This is a genomic window from Carbonatibacter coralli, assembly GCF_039592655.1.
Lineage (GTDB): Bacteria > Pseudomonadota > Alphaproteobacteria > Kiloniellales > Kiloniellaceae > Carbonatibacter > Carbonatibacter coralli.
This window is the reverse complement of record NZ_JBBUTJ010000002.1, coordinates 341,857-361,963: the sequence shown is the minus strand read 5'-3', so window position 1 is coordinate 361,963 and position 20,107 is coordinate 341,857. Positions and strand designations below refer to the sequence as shown.

The 20,107-nt window shown below is 56.0% G+C and carries 19 protein-coding genes; 9 read left to right on the top strand and 10 right to left on the bottom strand.

Annotated features, from left to right (window positions below; all coding sequences use genetic code 11):
* Positions 1–1,464 (top strand): methyl-accepting chemotaxis protein, encoded by a 1,464-nt coding sequence (locus tag AAAH10_RS07145; RefSeq protein WP_343562014.1) that lies wholly within the window; start codon positions 1–3, stop codon positions 1,462–1,464.
* A gap of 54 nt (positions 1,465–1,518) precedes the next feature.
* On the opposite strand, the gene pth is transcribed toward AAAH10_RS07145, so the two are convergent.
* Together pth and AAAH10_RS07135 are read right to left on the bottom strand one after the other, a co-directional pair.
* Positions 1,519–2,292 carry an aminoacyl-tRNA hydrolase gene (gene pth, locus AAAH10_RS07140; RefSeq protein WP_343562012.1) on the bottom strand — a complete coding sequence of 258 codons (774 nt, stop codon included), beginning with the start codon at positions 2,290–2,292 and terminating at the stop codon, positions 1,519–1,521.
* Between the two features lie 81 nt (positions 2,293–2,373).
* Positions 2,374–3,009 (bottom strand): 50S ribosomal protein L25/general stress protein Ctc, encoded by a 636-nt coding sequence (locus AAAH10_RS07135; protein WP_343562010.1) that lies wholly within the window; start codon positions 3,007–3,009, stop codon positions 2,374–2,376.
* A 373-nt stretch (positions 3,010–3,382) separates the two neighbouring features.
* On the opposite strand from AAAH10_RS07135, the gene nhaC reads away from it, so the two are divergent.
* The gene (nhaC, locus tag AAAH10_RS07130; protein WP_343562008.1) at positions 3,383–4,843 is read left to right on the top strand and encodes a Na+/H+ antiporter NhaC; all 1,461 of its coding nucleotides are present in this window, start codon (positions 3,383–3,385) and stop codon (positions 4,841–4,843) included.
* Here the strand turns inward: nhaC and AAAH10_RS07125 are convergent.
* Positions 4,840–5,787, bottom strand: coding sequence for a LysR family transcriptional regulator (locus AAAH10_RS07125; protein WP_343562006.1), 948 nt, complete (start codon positions 5,785–5,787; stop codon positions 4,840–4,842). The two genes, nhaC and AAAH10_RS07125, sit on opposite strands and share 4 nt — an antisense overlap.
* 188 nt (positions 5,788–5,975) lie before the next feature.
* On the opposite strand from AAAH10_RS07125, the gene AAAH10_RS07120 reads away from it, so the two are divergent.
* Positions 5,976–6,887 carry a hypothetical protein gene (locus AAAH10_RS07120; protein ID WP_343562005.1) on the top strand — a complete coding sequence of 304 codons (912 nt, stop codon included), beginning with the start codon at positions 5,976–5,978 and terminating at the stop codon, positions 6,885–6,887.
* 222 nt (positions 6,888–7,109) lie between these two features.
* Here AAAH10_RS07120 and AAAH10_RS07115 read toward each other — a convergent pair whose 3' ends face one another.
* On the bottom strand, positions 7,110–8,042 hold the full coding sequence (locus AAAH10_RS07115) for a ribose-phosphate pyrophosphokinase (RefSeq protein WP_343562003.1): 933 nt from the start codon (positions 8,040–8,042) through the stop codon (positions 7,110–7,112).
* Between the two features lie 580 nt (positions 8,043–8,622).
* Between AAAH10_RS07115 and AAAH10_RS07110 the strand changes: the two genes are divergently transcribed.
* Entirely contained in the window at positions 8,623–9,102 is a 480-nt protein-coding gene (locus AAAH10_RS07110; protein WP_343562002.1) for a hypothetical protein, read from the top strand.
* A gap of 397 nt (positions 9,103–9,499) precedes the next feature.
* Positions 9,500–10,126 (top strand): CARDB domain-containing protein, encoded by a 627-nt coding sequence (locus AAAH10_RS07105; protein WP_343562000.1) that lies wholly within the window; start codon positions 9,500–9,502, stop codon positions 10,124–10,126.
* Between the two features lie 11 nt (positions 10,127–10,137).
* On the opposite strand, the gene pgeF is transcribed toward AAAH10_RS07105, so the two are convergent.
* The 5 genes from pgeF to rfaD all read right to left on the bottom strand — a co-directional run bounded on the left by pgeF (position 10,138) and on the right by rfaD (position 15,232).
* Positions 10,138–10,917, bottom strand: a complete 780-nt coding sequence (pgeF, locus tag AAAH10_RS07100; protein ID WP_343561999.1) for a peptidoglycan editing factor PgeF — start codon at positions 10,915–10,917, stop codon at positions 10,138–10,140.
* Positions 10,918–11,019: 102 nt separating this feature from the next.
* Positions 11,020–11,976: a transporter substrate-binding domain-containing protein gene (locus tag AAAH10_RS07095; protein ID WP_343561997.1), complete on the bottom strand. Its 957-nt coding sequence runs from the start codon at positions 11,974–11,976 to the stop codon at positions 11,020–11,022.
* Positions 11,977–12,101: 125 nt separating this feature from the next.
* Positions 12,102–13,238, bottom strand: a complete 1,137-nt coding sequence (locus AAAH10_RS07090) for a class I SAM-dependent methyltransferase (protein WP_343561995.1) — start codon at positions 13,236–13,238, stop codon at positions 12,102–12,104.
* A gap of 30 nt (positions 13,239–13,268) precedes the next feature.
* Entirely contained in the window at positions 13,269–14,180 is a 912-nt protein-coding gene (gene lgt, locus AAAH10_RS07085) for a prolipoprotein diacylglyceryl transferase (RefSeq protein WP_343561993.1), read from the bottom strand.
* A gap of 68 nt (positions 14,181–14,248) precedes the next feature.
* Positions 14,249–15,232, bottom strand: coding sequence for an ADP-glyceromanno-heptose 6-epimerase (gene rfaD / locus AAAH10_RS07080; RefSeq protein ID WP_343561991.1), 984 nt, complete (start codon positions 15,230–15,232; stop codon positions 14,249–14,251).
* Positions 15,233–15,622: 390 nt separating this feature from the next.
* Here rfaD and AAAH10_RS07075 point away from each other — a divergent pair, with 390 nt between their 5' ends.
* Complete coding sequence (locus AAAH10_RS07075; protein ID WP_343561989.1) at positions 15,623–17,569, top strand: methyl-accepting chemotaxis protein; 1,947 nt, start codon at positions 15,623–15,625, stop codon at positions 17,567–17,569.
* 75 nt (positions 17,570–17,644) lie between these two features.
* Here the strand turns inward: AAAH10_RS07075 and AAAH10_RS07070 are convergent, their stop codons facing one another.
* Positions 17,645–18,052 carry a GFA family protein gene (locus AAAH10_RS07070; RefSeq protein ID WP_343561987.1) on the bottom strand — a complete coding sequence of 136 codons (408 nt, stop codon included), beginning with the start codon at positions 18,050–18,052 and terminating at the stop codon, positions 17,645–17,647.
* A gap of 139 nt (positions 18,053–18,191) precedes the next feature.
* On the opposite strand from AAAH10_RS07070, the gene AAAH10_RS07065 reads away from it, so the two are divergent.
* The 3 genes from AAAH10_RS07065 to AAAH10_RS07055 all read left to right on the top strand — a co-directional run bounded on the left by AAAH10_RS07065 (position 18,192) and on the right by AAAH10_RS07055 (position 20,071).
* A complete protein-coding gene (locus AAAH10_RS07065) occupies positions 18,192–18,995 on the top strand; it encodes a dimethylarginine dimethylaminohydrolase family protein (RefSeq protein WP_343562478.1) in 804 nt (267 codons plus the stop codon).
* Positions 18,996–19,140: 145 nt separating this feature from the next.
* Positions 19,141–19,398: an accessory factor UbiK family protein gene (locus tag AAAH10_RS07060; protein ID WP_343561985.1), complete on the top strand. Its 258-nt coding sequence runs from the start codon at positions 19,141–19,143 to the stop codon at positions 19,396–19,398.
* 40 nt (positions 19,399–19,438) lie between these two features.
* On the top strand, positions 19,439–20,071 hold the full coding sequence (locus tag AAAH10_RS07055) for a LysE family translocator (RefSeq protein ID WP_343561983.1): 633 nt from the start codon (positions 19,439–19,441) through the stop codon (positions 20,069–20,071).
* Positions 20,072–20,107: the final 36 nt, after the last annotated feature.

Genomic DNA, 20,107 nt, shown 5'->3' with positions numbered 1-20,107 from the left:
ATGAGAATGACCAAAGAGAGTATTCGCGAAAAGAACATTCGCTCCTTGCTCATTTACCTTGCCGTACATGTTCCCGTTGTCTGGATTGCCAGCCAGTTCGCAGGCAATGCGACCTTGGGGGCAACCGGCGTTGCTGTTGTCTTCGCAGCTGTTCCGGGACTGGTCTGGAAAATGAAAGCAAATTCGGAACTGGTCAGCTATCTGATCGCGGTTTCCCTGATGATGCTGGTCAGTCTGCTGGTCTACAGCTTCCGCGGGCATGAGTGGCAGATCGATATGCACATGTATTTCTTTGCAGCCATGGCCATTCTGTCCAGTCTTCTGAATTGGCAGGTTTTTGTCATTGCAACGGCTGTGGTTGCTGTCCATCACCTCGGTCTTGCGCTTTTCGTTCCGGCCTGGGTCTTTCCGGCGGATGATTCCCAGATTGCACGTGTGCTTCTGCATGCGGTTATTCTGGTGATTGAGGCCGCAGTCCTGTTGCTGGCCGCAAGGAAGATGGTTGAATCCCTGGATGAGGCTGACACTGCCATTGAGCAGGCCAATGCCTCTGCACGCGAAGTGGAGGCCGCTGCCGCACGCCAGCGTGATATGGAAGTTCAGGCCGGGCAGGACCGGAAAGCAGAGCTTGAAGAGGTCGCGAGCACTTTCGAGCGTGAAGTCGGACAGATTGTGGAGGCCGTGACTCAGGCTGTGGCGCAATTGCAGGCAACGGCTGAAAGCATGTCGGGTTCCGCCAGGGGAGTTGAAGACAGCTCCAATGATGCGACCAGTGCGGCAGACAGTATTTCCCGCAATGTTGATGCCGTTGCTTCTGCTTCGGAAGAGATGACAGCATCTGTTGGTGAAATTGCGCGACAGGTTTCCCAGGCAACCAGTGAATCCGAGGCCGCGGCCGATCTGTCGACCGAAGCATCCGGCAAGGTTGACAGTCTTTCGGGGCTGGTCAACGAGATCTCCGATGTTGTCGGACTGATTACAGACATTGCCGAGCAAACCAACCTTCTGGCCCTTAACGCAACCATCGAGGCCGCACGCGCGGGGGATGCGGGCAAGGGTTTTGCTGTCGTGGCCTCTGAAGTCAAGGGCCTTGCGAGCCAGACAGCGAGCGCGACGGAGCGCATTACGGCACAGATTTCTGCGGTTGTCGGAGCAACGGATGACACTGTGGAGGCCATCGCGCGGATCAACAGCTCCATCACGGAGGTCAAGCAGTCTTCTGTGGCTATCTCTGCGGCGATCGAGGAGCAGGAAGCTGCAACACAGGAGATCGCCGGCAATGCTTCGCGAACGGCACAGGATGTTGTGCAGGTTTCCGGCTCAATCCGCAATGTTCGGGAGCTTGCTGAAACCAACGCCGGTTATTCGCAGGGAGTTGTCTCGGCGTCCGGCAACCTGCAGCAGCTGTCGGATGATCTTTGTGCCAAGCTTGATGTTTTCCTCGGCAGACTTCGTGCAGGCTAGGAGCATCAGAACGTTGTAGAAAAAAGGCCCGTTTCCCGGAAGCGGGCCTTTTTTCTAGCGCTTGAACAGATCTTTCAACGCATCCAGACCGGAGCGGTTGTCTGTTGAACGGGTGGGCTCTGTCTCCGGTGATGATTGCCCGGATTTCTTCGCCTTGGCTGTCAGTCCCGGGGCCGAAGCTGAGGCAGACTGTTGCTGTGCAGGCCTGTCCTGCTGCTTCCCGGTGTTTTCTGCGGCTTTGGGCTTGTTGCCACCCGTGACGGCAGCCAGATCCTGTGCGACCTTTGAGCCAAAGGCGGAGCTGTTGTGGTCGGCAAGCAGCCCAATGTGACGGGTGATGGCGTCGAGTTCAGCTTCCAGCCACTTGTTTTCGGCCTTGGCAAAGTCGCCCAGAACATAGTTGTGGACCCGGGACTTGTCGCCGGGATGACCGATCCCCTGACGCACGCGCCAGTAATCCTTGCCCAGATGGGCGTCAATGGAACGCAGGCCATTGTGACCGCCGTGACCGCCACCCTGCTTGACACGCAGCTTGCCGGGTGCGAGGTCGAGATCATCGTGGAAAACAAAGATATCTTCGAGAGGGATTTTGTAGAAACCCGCAGCCTCGCGAACGGAACGGCCAGACTCGTTCATGTAGGTTTCCGGCTTGAGGATCAGAATCTTCTGTGATCCGATCCGTCCCTCTGATGTCCGGCCGGAAAAACGGACCTTCCAGGGGGAAAAGGAAAGGCGGCGGACAAGCTCGTCCACCGCCATAAAACCGATGTTGTGTCGATTTTTCTCGTATTTCGGGCCGGGGTTTCCAAGACCAACGAAGAGCAGCATGTCTGATCTCCCAACTGGACCGGGTCACCACAAGCTGTGGCCCGTCTGTACGATTGTTCCCTTGTGAAAAAAGCGGCCCGATTACTCGGAAGCAGCTTCTTCAGTCGCTTCTTCCTCGCCAGCTGCTTCTTCCTGCATTGCAGATTTGACAGAAGACGGAACAGCGATTGTTGCGATTGTGAAGTCACGATCGTCGATGGTCGGCTTCGCGCCTTCAGGCAGTTTGACGTGGGAGATGTGAACAGATTCACCCAGTTCGAAACCGGCCATGTCAACTTCGATAGACTCAGGAATGTTGTCTGCACGGCAGGCAACTTCGATCTCGTAACGAACAACGTTCAGAACGCCGCCTTTTTTCAGGCCAGGGCATTCTTCTTCGTTTGTGAAGGACACAGGAACGTTGACGCTTACAACAGTCTTCGCAGAAACGCGCAGAAAGTCTACGTGCTCGATGAAGTCTGTGATCGGGTGCTTCTGCAGGTCACGTGGCAGAACGCGCTCTTTTTTGCCTTCAACGTCGATTTCCCAGATACGGGTACCGAAATGACCAGCCCAGTACTCCTTCGTGATGGCACGAGGGTCGATGTTGATCATTGCAGGCTCTTTTTTCGCGCCATAGATTACAGAAGGAACCAAACCTTCACGACGTGCTGCACGAGCGGCCCCCTTGCCGGCCCGTTCACGCTTTGTCGCGGTGATTTTGATGATATCGCTCATCTTTGTATCTCCGAATAAACAAACGCGGCGAAGCCCTCTTCACCGCGCGACTGAAAGACCTCCAAGGGTGTCTTCCGATCTTTGAACGGAGGTGTTGTAACCGCGGGGGTCCTGCAGGTCAAACAAAAGAGTCGTTTCCTGACAAAAAATATGGGTTTCCCGAAGGGACCTGCCGGGAGCCCCGAGCGGCTTTCCGGATTTTGGGGAGGAGGATCCCAGATCTGGAAAAGGGTATGTTTGGGTAATATGATTGTATTCAAGTATCTGAATTTAAATAATCTTTTTGCTCTGTTTCGTAATGGTGATAGGCTGTTTTTACTGTGGGGTGCCAATGATTGCGGTTTGATCTTTCACACAAACAGGGGGGCAAGACATGAGCCCGAATTACGGAAATTATCCGGATCAGAGTGCGTCTGTAAAACCATCCTTTCTGCAAGCGTTGCTGACCTTTCTGGCGATTGTTACGGTTATCGGCATCGGGCTTTTTGTTCTGGAGACAAGCCTGCATGCGCTGTTGCTGATCTGTCTGCTGATTGCCAGCGGATCGGCCTGGCTGATGACCCGGGGGGATTTTGAGTCCATTCGCAATGCGATGAATTCCGGGATCGCCCGGGCGTTCAATGCGCTTTATATCTTTATTCTTATTGGTGTTCTGATCGCGGCTTTCATTCAGGCCGGGACCGTCCAGACCCTGATCTATTACGGGCTGGAGATTCTTGAACCCGCCTGGTTCCTGCCAGCTGGGCTGGTGCTTTGTGCCTTCATGTCGATTGCGACCGGAACAAGCTGGGGCACTGTGGGGACGGCCGGTCTTGTGCTGATCGCTCTGGGGTCCGTGATGAACATTCCGCTCGGGATCGTGGCTGGCGTGGTGGTTTCAGGCGCCTGTTTCGGTGACAAGATGTCTCCTGTTTCCGATACGACCAATCTGGCAGCGATGTCCTCCGGAACCGGTCTCTATGCCCATATCCGTTCCATGTCCTATACAACGGGTCCGACTTTTCTTCTCGCTCTGGTGATCTTTGCCTTTGTGTCAATGGGATACAGCGACAATGCCATGCCCTCTGTGCAGCTGGCAGCCTTGAAGGCAGGGCTGGAAACAGGCTATTCCATCTCGCTGATTGCCCTGTTGCCCTTTCTGGTGCTGATTGGTCTGAGCATGATGCGCGTGGCCCCCGAGCCTACAATGATGGCCTCTGCCATTGCGGCGGTTCTGCTGGCTGTCTTCTATCAGGGGGCCGACTTTGCGGCGGTTCTCTCGGCGCTCTTTTCCGGCGGTACAGGAAACACAGGGATTGAATTACTGGATAACCTGCTGGGCCGCGGCGGCATTTCTTCCATGATGTGGACGCTCTCGCTGGCCATTCTGGCTCTGGCGATGGGTGGTATCCTGCAGAGCTATGGTTTCCTGGAGGTTCTGGTCAGCGGCCTGTTCCAGCGGGCGCGCTCTGCCTTTGTGCTGGTGGGCTCGACCATTCTGGCCTGTCTGGTGGGCAACATGACAATGGGTGAAGCCTACATGTCGATCATTCTGGGCGGGAACCTCTTTGCACCGGCCTATGATGCCGAAGGGCTGGACCGTTCTGTGCTGTCCCGCTCGCTGGAAGAGGGGGCAACGCTGACAACACCGCTGATCCCCTGGACGACCGGTGGTGCTTTCTTTGCAGCCACGCTGGGGGTGGATGTCCTCGACTACCTGCCCTGGGCTCTGCTGAACTGGATGAACCCGATTGTGGCGATTGTCTTTGCGGCATTCGGCATTGCGATTTTCAGAAATCGTCAGGATGTGAGGCCTGACGGGCAAGGGGGGCTACACTCTTCTGGCACGGTTTAGTTTGAACCGGAAATCTCCTGAACGGCCTCTTCGAGCCACAGGCTAAAGGTCTCGAAGAAGGGGGGAACTTTCATATGGGGATTGCGAGTCAGATAGTAGCTGTAGGGGCTTGGTTGCTTCTGTTTGATCAGGGGCACCAGCTCCCCTTTGCGAAAGGCATCCTGAATCAGGGAACAGCGCCCCAGGGCGATTCCCTGACCCAGCTCCGCGAGCTGTAATGTGATATTGGACTGGGAAAAGTGCTGGATGTCCGCCTGTCCCAGCGGGAGATCATAGGCTCTGGCCCAGTGGTGCCAGAGGTCGGGGGCGCTGGCCTTGCCGGTTCCCACCAGACTGTCCATGCTTTCACCCAGCAGGGGAAGCTTCAGAATGCGTTGCATCACCTCGCGATCAGAGGCCTCCTTAGCAGAGGAGGACAGGGCAAGGCCGTGTTCTGCGGCAAAGGCCGGAGAGGCGACGGGTGTAAAGGCTTCCCTGAAAAGCGGGTTCTGATCGGGAAACACACCGTACTGAATGGCTGCATGGGTCTGGAGCTTACGAAAGTCAGAGGTTTCCGAAACGGTTTTAATCTCCAGCTTGATTTCCGGATGACGGGCGCGAAACTGGATCAGGCGGGGAAGGAGCCAGCGCACGAAAAAACCGGGAAGCACGGCGATGGACAGGCTGTTGGCGCGGTGGCTTTCGGTTTCATCCAGAATGGCCTGTCTGATCTGCCCGAAGCCTTCACTGGCGGCCTTGAGAACCCTGCGTCCCGCTTCGGACAGAACAACACGGCGCCCAATCCTGTCAAAGAACCTGACCTCCATGCTTTCTTCCAGAGCGCGAACCTGCTGGCTGACAGCAGACTGAGTGATGCCCAGCTCGTCAGCCGCTGCCGTGAAACTTTCCAGCCGGGCGCAGCAATCGAGGAGCTGAAAGGATTTTTCTGAAGGCAGGGAGCGCATTGTTTTTCCAGCATTTATAAAGAACGAATTAGTTATAGCTTATTTTTTTATTAGAAGCTTTATATTTTTCTAATGTTTTGTTCGTGCCATGATCAGGGAAATCAAAAAATCAGCAAACAGCACTGGAATGAAGAACCCTCATCACAGGGTCCCTCCAACCCAGGCCCCTTCCTGAAAGGAGGAAAGTCATGGCCGCCCTGACGCTTTCGGAACAAACATTCCACGAGAGCGCTGTCGTGTCGGAAGCTTCGGCTCATCTTGCAACGACGCCATCCTTCAAAGAGACCGTAAAGACCAGGTCCGGATCACCCTGCTTTGATGCTCTGGCCATGACGCGCTGTCTGCCACATGACATTCTGGAGGCTCTGCCGCGCCTTCTGGTCAACCGGCAGGGGACAACGCCGGATGCCTATATGCGCACAGAGAATTTCCTCGGCCATGTCAGGGCTGACCGGAGCTATCGTCTGACTGCCGAGGGCTTTGTGGAGGCACCTGAAGCCACGCCGGAGGCCCTGCCGAAACCTGTTGAGCCGCCGCATGTGGTTCTGGACGGAACCTGGGACCAGACCGTTGATCTGACAATTGACGATGCCAATATCCTGGGCGGGAACGGCCGTTATCTCCTCTGTCAGGGGCAGGAGGAACTGATCATCCCTGTTGCAGACTGTACCGCTGAACATCTGGCCTGGTATGACAGTCAGTTGATGGCAGTCGGGGATGTGACCCGTTTCAGAACCAGTGGCAACCTGCCCGTTACCCTGACATCTGTCGGCAAGGATTATCCGGCCAACTATCTGCTGGATGCGCAGCGTGGAGGCGGAGCCTATCTGGAGGTGCATGACCGCCCTCATTTCCACATGCCGCTTGATCGCGATGCCGGGGGATATCTGATCCTTGGCAAACAGGATGAGAAGGGGATCAGACGCGTTTCCGCCTTTCGCATTCCTTTCGGGTTCGGCGTTCACATGGCGCCCTGGGCCATTCATTGTGATGCCTACGTGGTGGGGCGCTATCTGGTGATCTATTCCGCCACTCCGGAATTTTCGACCGTAATTGTCCGCAAATCCTGTGGAGCCCTTGCGCCTGTCAGCTTTGCCTGACGCCCTGTCTTTTTCGTGAGGGGCTTCCAAGATTGCCTGTAAGCCCTTCGCAATCCCGTTTCTTTGGGGTATGCGGCCTTGTTTGTGCAGCGAGGAAAGGCGGAGATTGCTCATCGGTTGTCAGGGTCACGGAAATCCCGGAGCAACAGGGGAAACGATGACGGAAGCAAAAAGCCCCGCGCCTGGGATGGCTGCGGGGCTTTTTTGATGCTGAAATCAGGATCAGTCAAAGAGGTAGGAGACAGACTGTTCCTCGGCAATGCGGGTGATGGCCTCGCCCAGCAGAGGGGCGATGGAGATCTGGCGCATGTTGTGGGCAACGCGAACGGCTTCGGTGGCCTGGATGGAATCTGTTGTCACCAGCTCTTCCAGAGGAGAAGCGGTTACGCGGGCAACAGCGCCGCCGGAGAGAACACCATGTGTGATGTAGGCCGAAACAGAAGCGGCACCGGCTTCTTTCAGGGCAACAGCAGCGTTGCAAAGGGTACCGGCTGAATCAACGATATCATCGATCAGGATACAGTTCTGGCCTTCGATGGAGCCGATGATGTTCATGACTTCGGACACACCGGCACGCTCGCGGCGCTTGTCGATGATTGCCAGATCGGCGTCCAGGCGCTTGGCGATGGAGCGGGCACGAACAACGCCGCCGACATCCGGGGAAACGATGGTCAGCGGATTGCTGCCGTAACGCTCCTTGATGTCCTTGGCAAAGACAGGGGCCGCGATCAGGTTGTCTGTCGGGATGTCAAAGAAGCCCTGGATCTGGTTGGCGTGCAGATCAATGGTCAGAACGCGGTCAGCACCGGCTGTGGTGATCAGGTTCGCAACCAGCTTGGCGGAAATCGGTGTACGGGGGCCGGACTTGCGGTCCTGACGGGCGTAACCGTAGTAGGGGACAACAGCAGTGATGCGGCGGGCAGAGCCGCGCTTCAGTGCGTCGATGGTGACGAGCAGTTCCATCAGGTTGTCATTTGTCGGGAAAGACGTCGGCTGGATCAGGAATACATCCTCACCGCGAACGTTTTCGTGGATTTCTACGAACACTTCCATGTCTGAAAAGCGGCGAATGCTGGCCTTGGTCAGTGGAAGGTTCAAATAGGCGGAAATAGCCTCTGCAAGAGGACGGTTACTGTTGCCAGTCAGGATCTTCACGGTTTTTTCCCCGTTTTCAGGGACCATCAGATGCCCGCACCTTCTGCCTTTTGCAGATCCTGGCCGATTGAAGAGGGACAGCCGGATGTGCTTGCGCTCTGTTGGTCTGGGTTATCCCATTGTGGATGGGCGGAACTTATCAATAGCGAATGCAGCTGTAAACTACCGAACGACTCTTTTTGTCGCATAGGCGGTATGTGTCTTTGTAGGGCCTTGTTCCATAAAGCCTTTTACATCAGCCAGCATCCGGCGAAGAGCCCCAGTATGCAGAAGAGGAAGAACATCCAGAGGTGCGGCATCGGCAAATTCCCGCTTGTTGTCGTTGTCAGGAACGGTTGATTTCCCCCGCTTTGGGGGGTGCGACTCCCATCATAGCAAAAGTCACCGGAACCGTGTTCAGGCTTTTCCTGACACAAAACGGGAACGCTGCAAAGCAGATTGCTGTTCAATCCGGCTTGCGTGGTCGTTGTGGCAGAGAGAGGCCTGTTTCCCGGGCTCTGACAGGTGAGCTGTTTTATTTGTGAACCTTTCGTCGGGGGGCGCGACAAAGCGGTATCAGAAATTTTGAAGGTTCATGACAATGCTTTCTCGCACAATCATCCGAAACACTGTGTCAGGTGTCGCAACAACTGCTGCTGTTGCAATGCTTCTGGCGGGCGGTCTGACAGCAGAGCTCCAGGCGCGGACTGTCAACCAGACGACGCCTCAGTTGCAACTCAAGCAGGCAGCGCCACAGCTGCAGCTGAAACAGGGAAGAACAGCTTCGCCAGCCTCGGCGCCCCTGACGGCGGCTTATCTCTTCCAGCCACAGTGTGCAGGCGGGTTTCAAAAAGCCGGCCATGTCAAAAAGCCGGGTAGCCTGAAAGGCTGGACCGACTGGTACGGCTGCAAGACAGCAACGCTGGTTTGTCCCAGGCAGAAACAGCCGGCAGATGGTTATGTGTCTTTTGTAAAGCCCAAGGCTGTTGTGAAGCAAATGGGGAACCCTGAAGGGGGCGCTGTTTCTTTCCAGATTCAGTATGTCTGTGACTATCAGTACAAGGCTCCACCTACGCCGTAAGCTGGCAGAAGGACAAAGCCCGAAACGGTTTTTTGCAATGCTTGCAGGCAAAGGCTCCCTTGAAGAAAGGGAGCCTTTGTTTGTTCTCCGGCCAGGATGAAGCCTTCGGAGTTGCCATTGCAGTCTTCCAAAAAGCGTGTGGTGAACTTCGGTCCGGCCTTCGGACATACAGGCGCTGAGCAGGACAGGGGGTCCAGTAGCCACAGTGGTGTGCCCGCGTCACGCTTCCGGTTTTGTCATGGCTTCAAGGGTGGCTTCTCTTGTGTGTCTGAAGGCTGGTCCGGGCTTTTTGCAATTGGAAAAAGATCCGGTGATGTGTTGCGGATCTTTTTTTGAACCTTTTTTCTTCGTGATGCGACTGACAGACAGAACGAAGAAATCTTGAAAGGACAGACCAATGAAAACCGCATTTGTTTCAGTCGTTGCAAGTTTGATTGTTACCACCGGCTCTGTTGCCTTTGCACAGGAGGCAGCCCGTCAACAGCTTCCGCAGCGTGCAACCGCAATTCAGATGGTGCCCGTCACACAGCCCGCTGTTCGTGCTGTGCAGGCCCAGCACGTCAGGCCTGTCGCTCCTGCCCGGCGTTTGCAGGGAACACAGGCCGGAAGAGCAGCCGGTCCTGCCATTCTGAACGGTGTCGGCACGCCCGGACAGCCTGATCTGGTGATCGAGCCATGGCGGAACGGAACCGGTGGATTGCCAAACTCCGGTTATTGTGGCCCGTGGAATGGCGGCAACATGGCCGTGAAGTTCTACGTTGTGAACAAGGGCAATGCCCTGGCCGGTCCGACAGTGGCACAGGTCAATTTTGGAGGAACCAATTATGGAACAGTGCCTGTCCCGGCGATTGCTCCCAATGCCAAAAGGCTGATTACCAGCCAGATCCCCCTGGCTGCCTGGGGGCCGAACCAGTACCACGCATCAGTCAATTTCCTGATCGCTGCCGATCACAATGACGCTTTGAACGAGACGGATGTGACCAACAACTATGGTCAGGGCAAATGTATGGGCCCTGCAACATGAGAGAAGGGGATTTACTCCCCTTCAACTAGACAGATGATGGAAACGCCGCGGCCGTAATCCGCTTCGTTTCTGTGGCAGGAGCGACGGTAGGAGAAAAAGAGTTCCTCCTCCTGATAGGTGTCGTTTCTCGAGACGTTGATGGAGGTCAGTCCCGCTGCCTTGAGGCGATCGCGAATGTAGCCGCGAAGATCAAAGAGCATGCGGCCGCCCTCGCGCGGGGAGAGGACGAAATAGTCGGAGTTGTCATCGTTGTCTTCCAGAAAGCGCATGGCGAACTCCGGCCCGACTTCGTAGGAACGCTGGGCAATACAGGGGCCAATGGCCGCACGGATGCGCCCGCGCTGTGCCCCCAGCTTTTCCATGGCCTCAATGGTGGCTTCGCCCACTCCCTTGAAGGCCCCCTGCCAGCCAGCGTGAGCCGTCCCGATGACACCGGCTTCCGGATCGGCGAACAGGATTGGTCCGCAGTCTGCAGTCAGAACACCCAGGGCGATGTTCGGCCGGTCTGTGACCAGGGCGTCAACCCTGGGAGCATCCTCCGGGCCTTCCCAGGGATCTGTGACGACATGAACATCGGCTGAATGGATTTGATAGCCTGTGACCAGACGGGCCTGGTCCGCACCAATGCGTTGCAGGGCACGTCTGCGGTTCTCCAGAACATTATCGCGCGGTTCATCTGCACCAAACCCGGCATTGAGAGAACTGTAGAGCCCCGTGCTGACGCCGTCGCGGCGGGTCAGAAAGCCGTGGCGGATGCCCGGCAGGTCAGACAGGTTTGGTGTATTCAGCATGGGAATGTCCTGTGTGCGATGTCGTTGTTCTTCCCCTGACCTTAATCAAGCCCTCATGGCTTGGCAATCAGGTGGAGGTTTCTTTTCAAAAAGATCACAGGATCAGTTGGCTTCTGCCAGCGGGTTGAACCAGTAACGGGCTTCGTCGACCGGATCGGCACTGCTGAGATTCGGGTTGGGCAATCTGAAGATTGTGCGGTTGACCAGATTGGATTTCTCGATCAGTGCCCGGTGGTGCTCCCAGAAGAAGAGGTCAAAGGAGCCGTCTGCAATCATGGCTTCCAGACCTGTCTGGATGATCTCTGCCAGCTCGGGGTGGTCCGGTGCGACATAGAAGTAGGTCGGCAGGGGGATGAAAAGCGCGAACTTTTCATCAATTGCCAGATTTTGCGAGGGCCACTGGTGGAGTTCGAGTTCGTCATAAATTTCGTTCACGCCGCGTCCGAAGGTGTCGAAACGACCAAGACGCAGCATTTCAAACAGGTTCTGGTAGTCCTGGCTGACCTCGACCTTGAAACCGGCTTCTTCCATCACACGGCGGGTGGACCATTCGGCTCCCGAACCTGTTGTGAAGTTTCGCAGGTCTGCAAGTGTCCGGGCTTCATTGAGTTGATCCTGAAAGTCGCGCCGGATCAGAAACAGGCGATAGCCCTGTATGCCCTTGCGCAAGGGAATGCGGACCGTGATCAGTTTCTCTGTCCAGTCCGGTTTGGGGGCTTCGGCGGCAACACCCAGTTCCCTGCCCTGTTCCAGCAGTTTGAGCGCCCGGCTTCGTGTCACCGGGAAGGGGGAATGCATGACCTGGTAGTCATGAGAGCTGACAGAAGGATGTTCGAGAACTTTTTGCAAAAGCTCGAAGGCATAGGAATAGCGTTTGTCCTTTGCGGAAGCCTGACCAAAGAACCAGAGAGTGTGGCTGCCATGTTCACCGCCACCTTCAGGCGCTTCATGGGCACGCGTCAGCGAACCGCTGCCCAGCACAAGCAATGCGAACAGAAGCATGAACAGGACGGCATGACAGACAGATGTCTGGTTTATGTTCTTGAAAGAACTGAACATTCCCTGCCTCTCTCTCAAACAAGCGTGCTCCGCAACCAGCATACGCTTGTAAGTGTAGGCGTGAAAATATGAAGAAAATGTTTTTTTGTTGCAAAAGTTCCGAAGCAGATCTGGCGTGCTTCTGTTCAGGAGGATTGTCTGTCCGGAAAGCCTGCAGGACTTGGCTGTTCGGGATGGTGCAGGGCGATGGCCTTGAAGAGAGTGCCCATCTGCTCCGGACTGGTCAGGCGTTCCAGAGCCTGATCAATGCTTTCGCGTTGTCCGGGGGTGGCTCCGGCCCTGAGCATTTCTGCCCTTTGTTCCAGCCCCAGTCCTTTCAGGAATGTGCCCTGACCAACAGGCCCCCGTGCGAGAATGCCTGATTGTTCCGCGGCCCCGATCAGGGCGGGAAAGTCGACAAGGGCGGAAAGGTCGGCCGTGCCGGGAGCCTCCAGGACGGGATGGAATTGGTGTGCCCTGATTGCCTGCAGCGTTGGTGTGGGTTCAAAGCGATCCCGTCCGTAATCGATGATCAGTGCTGCTCCGCCGTCCTGTTTGATTCGGCGTGCTATTTCCCCGGTCAGGAGGACACTGGCCGGACAGTGTTCGAACACTGTGCCTTCTGCAGAATTGCGAAGGCTGTCCGGAAGACCGCGTTCGATCAGGGGAGAGGGCTTGCCCAGTGCAAAAACCAGTTCATCCGCGTTTTCGTTGAGGGTGATCAGACGTTCACACCAGCCTTGCGGGCTTTTTTCAAACTGATGTATGGGCAGCGCATCAAAGAACTCGTTTGCAACCAGCAGCAAAGGCTTGCCTTCGGGCAGCTCTGTGATCGCATTGTGCCAGGTGATGTCAAAGCCGCTGAGGGCTTCGGACTGAATTTCGCGCAGGGCCGGGCTGACCTCGACCAGATGGATTTCGATGGCCCTGATGAAATCGGGCACCATCCTTGCTGCGCGCAGGGCATCCGCCATCAGGGTTCCGCGACCCGGACCGGGTTCTGCGAGGATGACTTTTTCGGGGGCGCCCATGTTGGCCCAGGTATCAGCCAGCCAGAGGCCGAGCATTTCGCCGAACATCTGGCTGATTTCGGGAGCTGTGATGAAATCCCCCTGTGCGCCAAAGGGATTGCCCTCCATGTAGTAGCCTGCCCCTGACTTGCCGCGCGGGGCTGTCAGAACCTCGCTCATATAGTCGGCGACGGTGATGGCTCCTTCCAGGCGGATGCGCGCTGCAAGCTGGTCAAACAGGGTGGTGGAAGACTGCGGGGAATCTGAAGACATGACGGGACTCAATTCAATACGGTCGAAAACCTAGCTTTTTTGACCCTGTTCCTTTTCCCTGCGGGCCTTGTCAGAGATATCTTCCGGTTTGAAGTCCGGGCCTGTCGGCTGTTCGGGTTGACGCAGTGCCCAGAAGGTTATGGCCGTCCCGACAGCGATCATGGGCAGGGACAGCAACTGACCTGTTGTGATCTCAAAGAGGATCATATCGGCAAGGCCGTCCGGTTCACGGAACTGTTCCATGGAGGAGCGGGCCAGACCATAACCGATCAGGAACAGGCCGGACAGCAGTCCGCGACGCTTCAGTCCCCCCATTCTGCTGACGACAAACAGCAGCAGAAAAAGGGCTAGACCTTCGGTGGCTCCTTCATAGAGCTGGCTCGGGTGGCGTGGCTCCGGGCCGCCGTTCGGGAAAATCATTCCGACAGAGGCATCTGTGACGCGTCCGTAAAGCTCGCCATTGATAAAGTTTGCCATGCGTCCGAAGAAAAGCCCGACGGGTGTTGCGCAGGCGACAATATCACCGACCGTCAGGAAGCTGACCTTGTGGGTGCGGGCAAAGAGGAACATGGCTGTGATGACGCCCAGAAGACCGCCATGGAAACTCATGCCACCCTGCCAGACCAGAAAGATGTCAAGCGGGTTGGAGAGGAAATGGGATGGATTGTAGAACAACACGTACCCCATGCGTCCGCCGGCAATGACACCGATTGTTGCCCACATCATGAAGTCGTCGATGGCCACAGGGCGCAGCTGGCGCGGAGGCTGGAAACAGAGACGTTTGCAATACCACCAGGCAAAGAGCAGACCGGCAATATAGGCGAGGGAGTACCAGCGGATCACCAGCGGTCCCAGTTCCAGCGCGACGGGATCAATCTCCGGATAGGAGATCGTCGCAAGAACAGGGGAAAGCAGGGCACCTGCATTGATGAAATCCGGCATGGTGATCGTGTCCTCCTGTTCCGGTTTTGTCTGTCGTTACACCCGGCGTTACACCCGGTGGGGGGGTACTAGCGGCGTGCCATGTCTTTCATCAGAAAGTTCTGTACATAGTCGGCAACGCCGTCTTCCAGCTCCCGGAACGGCTTGTCATAACCGGCAACGCGCAGCTTGATCATACTGGCCTCTGTAAAATACTGGTACTTGTCACGAATGTTTTCCGGTGTCGGGACGAACCGGATGTTTTCATCGCGCTCGAGCCCTGCAAAAACGGCACGGGCCAGATCGTGGAAGGTGCGGGCCAGACCGGTGCCGATATTGAACAGGCCTGAAACCTTCGGGTTGTCATAGAGCCAGAGCATCACATCGACACAGTCGTCAACATGAACAAAGTCGCGCATCTGGCCCCCGTCCGGGTAGTCCGGATTGTGCGACTGGAAGAGTTTTGCCGCCTCGCCGGACTGCAACTGCCTGAACAGATGCAGGGGAACGGAAGCCTGGCCGCCCTTGTGATATTCGTTCGGGCCGTAAACGTTGAAGAACTTCAGGCCGGCCCACTGGGGCGGGCAGGATTTTCTGTCCTCGACGTGGCGAACAGCCCAGCGGTCAAAGAGATGCTTGCTCCAGCCATAGCCGTTCAGAGGTTCCAGCTTTGCGAGATAGTCCGGGTCCTGATTGTCATCAAAACCGTGTTCGCCGTCTCCATAGGTTGCAGCAGAGGAGGCATAGATCAGGGGAATGCCTGCAATGGCACAGAAGTTCCAGAGATCACGGCTCAGGCGGAAGTTGTTTTCCATCAGGGCATCACCGTCGGTTTCCGTGGTTGCTGAAATCGCGCCCATGTGAAAAACAGCCTTGAGTTCATGGCCGCGGTTTTCCAGAAAACGCGGAAGCTGTTCCGGTGAAATCATGTCTTCCAGCTGGTGTCTGGCAAGGTTGCGCCACTTGTCACCCTGTTCCAGCCAGTCGCTTACAACGACTGCATCGCCCCTGTCGCTCAGACGTGCAACAAGATTGGAACCGATAAAACCTGCGCCACCCGTAACCAGAAACATGGAAACCTCTTTGATCAAAATGCCTTAATCCGTCGGGCCGAGCAGCCGGATTGCTCCCGCTGTTCAGTCCTGTCCTTCTTCTATAGTGGGATTTTGTGACCATGAAAAGAAGAGCAGGTAAAAAGTTTACTGCGTGCCGGTCCTGTGCAGGGAGATGAACTTTTCGTGAGGCAGGGTGCACAATGTACACATATCAACGCTTTTTTAAACTTTGCTCTATAGGACTGTTAGAACTTTCCAGTCGACAGGCCACAGGATTGCAGAGCCAAAAGATCGTACGGAAGGAAAATACGCACATCAACGACCAGAACCTGCGACATGAACGTCCCCTTCTAAACGGCAGGCAACAGCAGATAATTGTTTGTTTAAGAGAGACTGGAAGGGGCTGAAATGTTCAGCGTTGGAAATCGCCTCCTTGTTGCGTCGATTGTGGTGATCGTCGCTGTCTTCGGGGTTTTTGTTGCCTATTCCGACATTCAACAGAGTGAGCAGACGCGCAAATCCATTCGTTCGGAACTCGCCGGAGTGGCGGGACTGACGTCGGATGCGATTGTAAACTGGGTGGATGTCCGCGTGAAAATGGTAGAGTCCATGTCGGACAGCCTCAAACGCGACAGCAGCAGTGAGGAAACAATCAGGGCAGCGATCACGCTGCCGACCTATGTCGATGCCTTTCTCTATACCTACTACGGAGAAAACAACGGGCATTATACCCTGAACCCGCCTGATCCGATCCCGGATGATTATGATCCGCGCAAGCGCCCCTGGTATCAGGATGCGCAAAAGGCAGGATCGACAGCTTTGACAGAGCCCTATATCGACGCCTTTTCGGGGGGGCTGATTGTGACGCTGGCCTCACCGATCAACCAGTCCGGTAGTCTGGCCGGTGTTGCGGGTGTCGACCTAGAGATCAAGGAACTGATCGATCTGGTTCAAAGCATCGATCTGGGTGATCTGGGCTATGCTTTTCTGGTGAATGGCCAGGGTGTTGTTCTGGTGCATCCCAACCAGGACTTCACCATGAAAAACCTGAACGAGGTCTTTCCGGATCAGAGCGTTGATCTGAACCGCAGCGTTGCGACACTCTTTGATGAGGATCTGGATCAGGACGTGGTTTTTGCCTCTGTCGAGGGGCTGCCTTCTGTCAACTGGTCTCTGGGGTTTGTTATTGATCGTGATGCGGCCTTTGCCGATCTGTCGGCCAACCGCCAGACGGCTCTGGTTGCCGGACTGGTGTCCGTTGTGCTGGTTGCCATTGTCCTCTTGTTCCTGGTTCGTATCTGGGTGTCCCGTCCCCTGTTGGGGATGGCCTCTGCGATGAGTGATCTGACGGATGGTCGTCTGGATATCACCGTTCCTGAAAGCAATTTCGAGGACGAGATTGCAGAGATGTCCCGCGCGATGGAAGTCTTCAAGGACAACACGCAGCGCATGAACGAGCTTCAGGCTGAAAACGAGGCAGCTGCACAGCGTGCAGAGCAGGATCGCAAGACGGCTCTGCGCCAGATGGCCGATGACTTCGAGCAGGAGGTTCTGGGGATTGTCGACCAGGTGGCAAGCTCTGCCAGCACAACCTATTCGGTTGCAGGCAATGTCCAGAGAAGCGCAAGTGAGTCCAGTGATCGTGCTGCGGCTGTTTCACGGGCTGCGAACGAGGCAACGGAGAATGTGCAGGCTGTTGCGGCCGCTGCCGTACAGCTGTCGTCTGCCATTCGGGAAATCGGACAGCAGGTGGACCAGTCCACTGCGATTGCCAATCAGGCCAATTCCAATGTGGGTGAGGCACACTCGACCGTCTCCCAGCTTGCAGATGCAGCCGAGCGCATTGGTGCGGTGGTCAACCTCATTCAGGATATTGCCGGTCAGACCAACCTGCTGGCCCTGAACGCAACCATCGAGGCCGCCCGCGCAGGAGAGGCCGGGAAGGGCTTTGCTGTCGTGGCGACCGAGGTAAAATCCCTCGCCACCCAGACGGACAAGGCGACAGGTGACATTCAGGTGCAGATCACGGACATTCAGGACGGCAGCAACAACTCTGTCTCTGCGATGGAAGGGATTACAAAGACCATCAACTCCATTACGGAATATGCCAGTGCCATTGCGGCGGCGGTTGAGGAGCAGTCTGCTGCAACCAGTGAAATCTCTGATTCTGTCCAGCGTGCTGCTGACGGAACCCAGCAGGTTTCCTCCAACGTTTCTGCTGTTTCCAGCGCTGCGGAGGAACTGACAGGCGAAGCGCAGAGCCTGCTGGAAGCGTCTGATCTGATGCAGAAATCCTCTGACGAACTGAAGGGCAAGGTCTCCGCCTTTATCGACAAGGTCCGTTCGGGAACCTGATGCACACTTGCAAGGAGCAACAGAAGAAGCCGGGCAGAGGATTGCCCGGCTTCTTGCTTTTGAACTGTTGGGATCTCAGGGCAGGCTTTTGGCGTGTTTGGGCAGGGTGTCACTGAACTCCAGCCATGCAGTTCGCTCTGACCAGAAGGTGTGTGCAGCAGGCTGATAGAGCTGCGGCTTGTCCAGGGTTGCAGCATAGAGGTCTGTTTCTTCTGCTCTGGCATCGTTTTCATAGGACAGAGGTGTGCCGCATTCTCCGCAGAAGGACCGGGTGATACCGGGCGAGGAGTTCCAGAACCTGCGGGGGCCTTCCCAGATCAGATCCTCTCTGTTAACGCCGAACCAGCTGACATAATCTGCCGAGGCCACGCGCCGGCAATCCGCACAATGGCACAGAACAGCCCAGTTCATGGTTGTTCCGGCTTTCCAGCTGACGGCTCCGCAGGCGCAATGCCCGGACAGCTTTTCTGATTGCTCTGTCATGATGGCTTCCTCCTTGCTGAAAAGATGTCTAGACTAGGGCCTTTCGGTCCTTTGCAAAAGGATCAACACGCTGTGCGGTTTGTTCGAAAAACCGGAAAATGTTCCCTGCAGGAGGCAGGTGCATTTTCAAAAGGAGGAGATGCAGGTGAGCCGGAAGTCCTATCGCTTTACCCATGCCATTACCCGCAAGCCGGGACATTCTGTTGTCGGAGGGCTCCGCGCTGTTGATACAGGGGCGCCGGATTTGCAGCTTTTCCTGCAGCATCATGCCGATTACGTTGCCGCGCTTGAAAGCACCGGAGCAACAGTACAGACGCTGGAAGCTCTGGAAGATTATCCCGATGCTGTCTTTGTCGAGGACTCTGCGCTTTGCTTTCAGGAAGGTGCGGTGATCATGCGTCCGGGTGCGCCAACGCGACTGGGCGAGGCTGGGATCATGGGCGAAACGCTTGTGGAGCTCTACGAGGAGGTTCTGCGCATCGAAGGCCCCGGTCATATCGAGGGTGGTGATGTTCTGGTAACGGAGAAGGAGGTCCTTGTCGGCCTGTCCGCGCGTACGGATGTTGCCGGTGTCGAGGAGCTGCAGCAGCTTGTTGCGCGCTGGGGCTACAGGGTGCGGGAGCTGAAAACACCGGAAGGTGTGCTGCATTTCAAAACGGATTGCTCTCTGCTGGATGAGGAAACCATCCTTTCCACCAGACGCCTTGATGCGTCCGGATGTTTTGAGGGCTATCGTGTCATTCACACGGCCGAAGGAGAGGAGGCCTGTGCCAACGCCATTCGCTTCAATGATCTTGTGATCATGCCGGACGGCTTTCCGCGTACGGCTGACAAGCTGCATGATGCGGGCTACAACGTTCGTCTGGTTGGAAACAGTGAGGCTGCGAAACTGGATGGCGGAATGTCCTGTCTGTCCTTGCGCTTTACACCGCCGGCACGCTAGAACCAAGCGGATCTGACGCACCTCTTTTGTTGATCGCGGGCTTGAAGTCGCGGTGCTGAAGTTCCATAGTATGGGAAAGAGCCGGAGTCTTTTGAGGATTTCGGCTTTCTTCCTGTTTTTAAGTTGATCTTGAATGGATAAAGCCATGCAAACCCAAAACCGTATTCTGGACGATCTTGCGCGTGTCGCTTCCTCTGCAATGGGCGCGGCCTCTGGTGTGCGGAGCGAGGTTGAGGCCCGTGTTCGTGAACAGTTCGAGCGCATCCTGAACCAGATGGATATCGTTTCGCGCGAAGAGTTCGAGGCCATGAAGGCTGTTGCTGTTGCCGCGCGAGAGGAAAGCGAAGACCTCAAAACGAAGCTTGAGGCTCTGGAAGAGCGTCTGGCCAAGCTTGAGAAGTAATAAAATGAAAGGCGGGAGCTGTTGAAGCTCCCGTTTTTTTATGTCTGCAGAATTCCTGATAACCTCCCTGATCGTTGTCCTCATTCCCGGAACGGGGGTGATCTATACGCTGGCTGTGGCGCTGGGCTATGGCTTTCGCATGGCCATTGTCGCGGCGCTGGGCTGTACGCTGGGTATTCTTCCGGCTGCACTGGCATCAATGGTGGGGCTGTCTGCTCTGCTTTATACCAGTGCGCTGGCCTTTCAGGTGATCAAGTTCTGCGGTGTGGCCTATCTGCTCTATATGGCCTGGAGCCTCTGGAGGGATCGCGGACAGCTTCTGCCTTCCGATCCGGGAGTGGGGCTTCTACAGAAACGGGCAAAGGGCAGGGTTCTGCAAATTGCGCGGGATGGCCTGCTTCTCAATATTCTGAACCCGAAACTGGCTCTGTTCTTTCTGGCCTTCCTGCCCCAGTTCACGCCGGTTCAGCAGGAGGGCAGCCTGCCGCATATGCTGTTGCTCACCGCTGTTTTCATGGTGATGACCTTTGTGGTGTTTGTCGCCTATGCCGCTGTCATGTCCTCCCTGCGAAAGCTGGTTCTGGAGCGTCCGCTTGTGCAACGCTGGATCAGGCGCAGCTTTGCTGTGACCTTTGGTTTGCTGGGCCTGCGACTGGCCTTTGAGCGTTCCTGAAAACCGGGACAAAAAAAGCCCCTGATGCTGAAGGGG

Coding starts and splice junctions, on each gene's coding strand:
- AAAH10_RS07145 (WP_343562014.1), top strand. CDS start 1: ATGAGAATGACCAAAGAGAGTATTCGCGAAAAGAACATTCGCTCCTTG.
- pth (WP_343562012.1), bottom strand. CDS start 2,292: ATGCTGCTCTTCGTTGGTCTTGGAAACCCCGGCCCGAAATACGAGAAA.
- AAAH10_RS07135 (WP_343562010.1), bottom strand. CDS start 3,009: ATGAGCGATATCATCAAAATCACCGCGACAAAGCGTGAACGGGCCGGC.
- nhaC (WP_343562008.1), top strand. CDS start 3,383: ATGAGCCCGAATTACGGAAATTATCCGGATCAGAGTGCGTCTGTAAAA.
- AAAH10_RS07125 (WP_343562006.1), bottom strand. CDS start 5,787: ATGCGCTCCCTGCCTTCAGAAAAATCCTTTCAGCTCCTCGATTGCTGC.
- AAAH10_RS07120 (WP_343562005.1), top strand. CDS start 5,976: ATGGCCGCCCTGACGCTTTCGGAACAAACATTCCACGAGAGCGCTGTC.
- AAAH10_RS07110 (WP_343562002.1), top strand. CDS start 8,623: ATGCTTTCTCGCACAATCATCCGAAACACTGTGTCAGGTGTCGCAACA.
- AAAH10_RS07105 (WP_343562000.1), top strand. CDS start 9,500: ATGAAAACCGCATTTGTTTCAGTCGTTGCAAGTTTGATTGTTACCACC.
- pgeF (WP_343561999.1), bottom strand. CDS start 10,917: ATGCTGAATACACCAAACCTGTCTGACCTGCCGGGCATCCGCCACGGC.
- AAAH10_RS07095 (WP_343561997.1), bottom strand. CDS start 11,976: ATGTTCAGTTCTTTCAAGAACATAAACCAGACATCTGTCTGTCATGCC.
- AAAH10_RS07090 (WP_343561995.1), bottom strand. CDS start 13,238: ATGTCTTCAGATTCCCCGCAGTCTTCCACCACCCTGTTTGACCAGCTT.
- lgt (WP_343561993.1), bottom strand. CDS start 14,180: ATGCCGGATTTCATCAATGCAGGTGCCCTGCTTTCCCCTGTTCTTGCG.
- rfaD (WP_343561991.1), bottom strand. CDS start 15,232: ATGTTTCTGGTTACGGGTGGCGCAGGTTTTATCGGTTCCAATCTTGTT.
- AAAH10_RS07075 (WP_343561989.1), top strand. CDS start 15,623: ATGTTCAGCGTTGGAAATCGCCTCCTTGTTGCGTCGATTGTGGTGATC.
- AAAH10_RS07070 (WP_343561987.1), bottom strand. CDS start 18,052: ATGACAGAGCAATCAGAAAAGCTGTCCGGGCATTGCGCCTGCGGAGCC.
- AAAH10_RS07065 (WP_343562478.1), top strand. CDS start 18,192: ATGCAGGTGAGCCGGAAGTCCTATCGCTTTACCCATGCCATTACCCGC.
- AAAH10_RS07060 (WP_343561985.1), top strand. CDS start 19,141: ATGCAAACCCAAAACCGTATTCTGGACGATCTTGCGCGTGTCGCTTCC.
- AAAH10_RS07055 (WP_343561983.1), top strand. CDS start 19,439: ATGTCTGCAGAATTCCTGATAACCTCCCTGATCGTTGTCCTCATTCCC.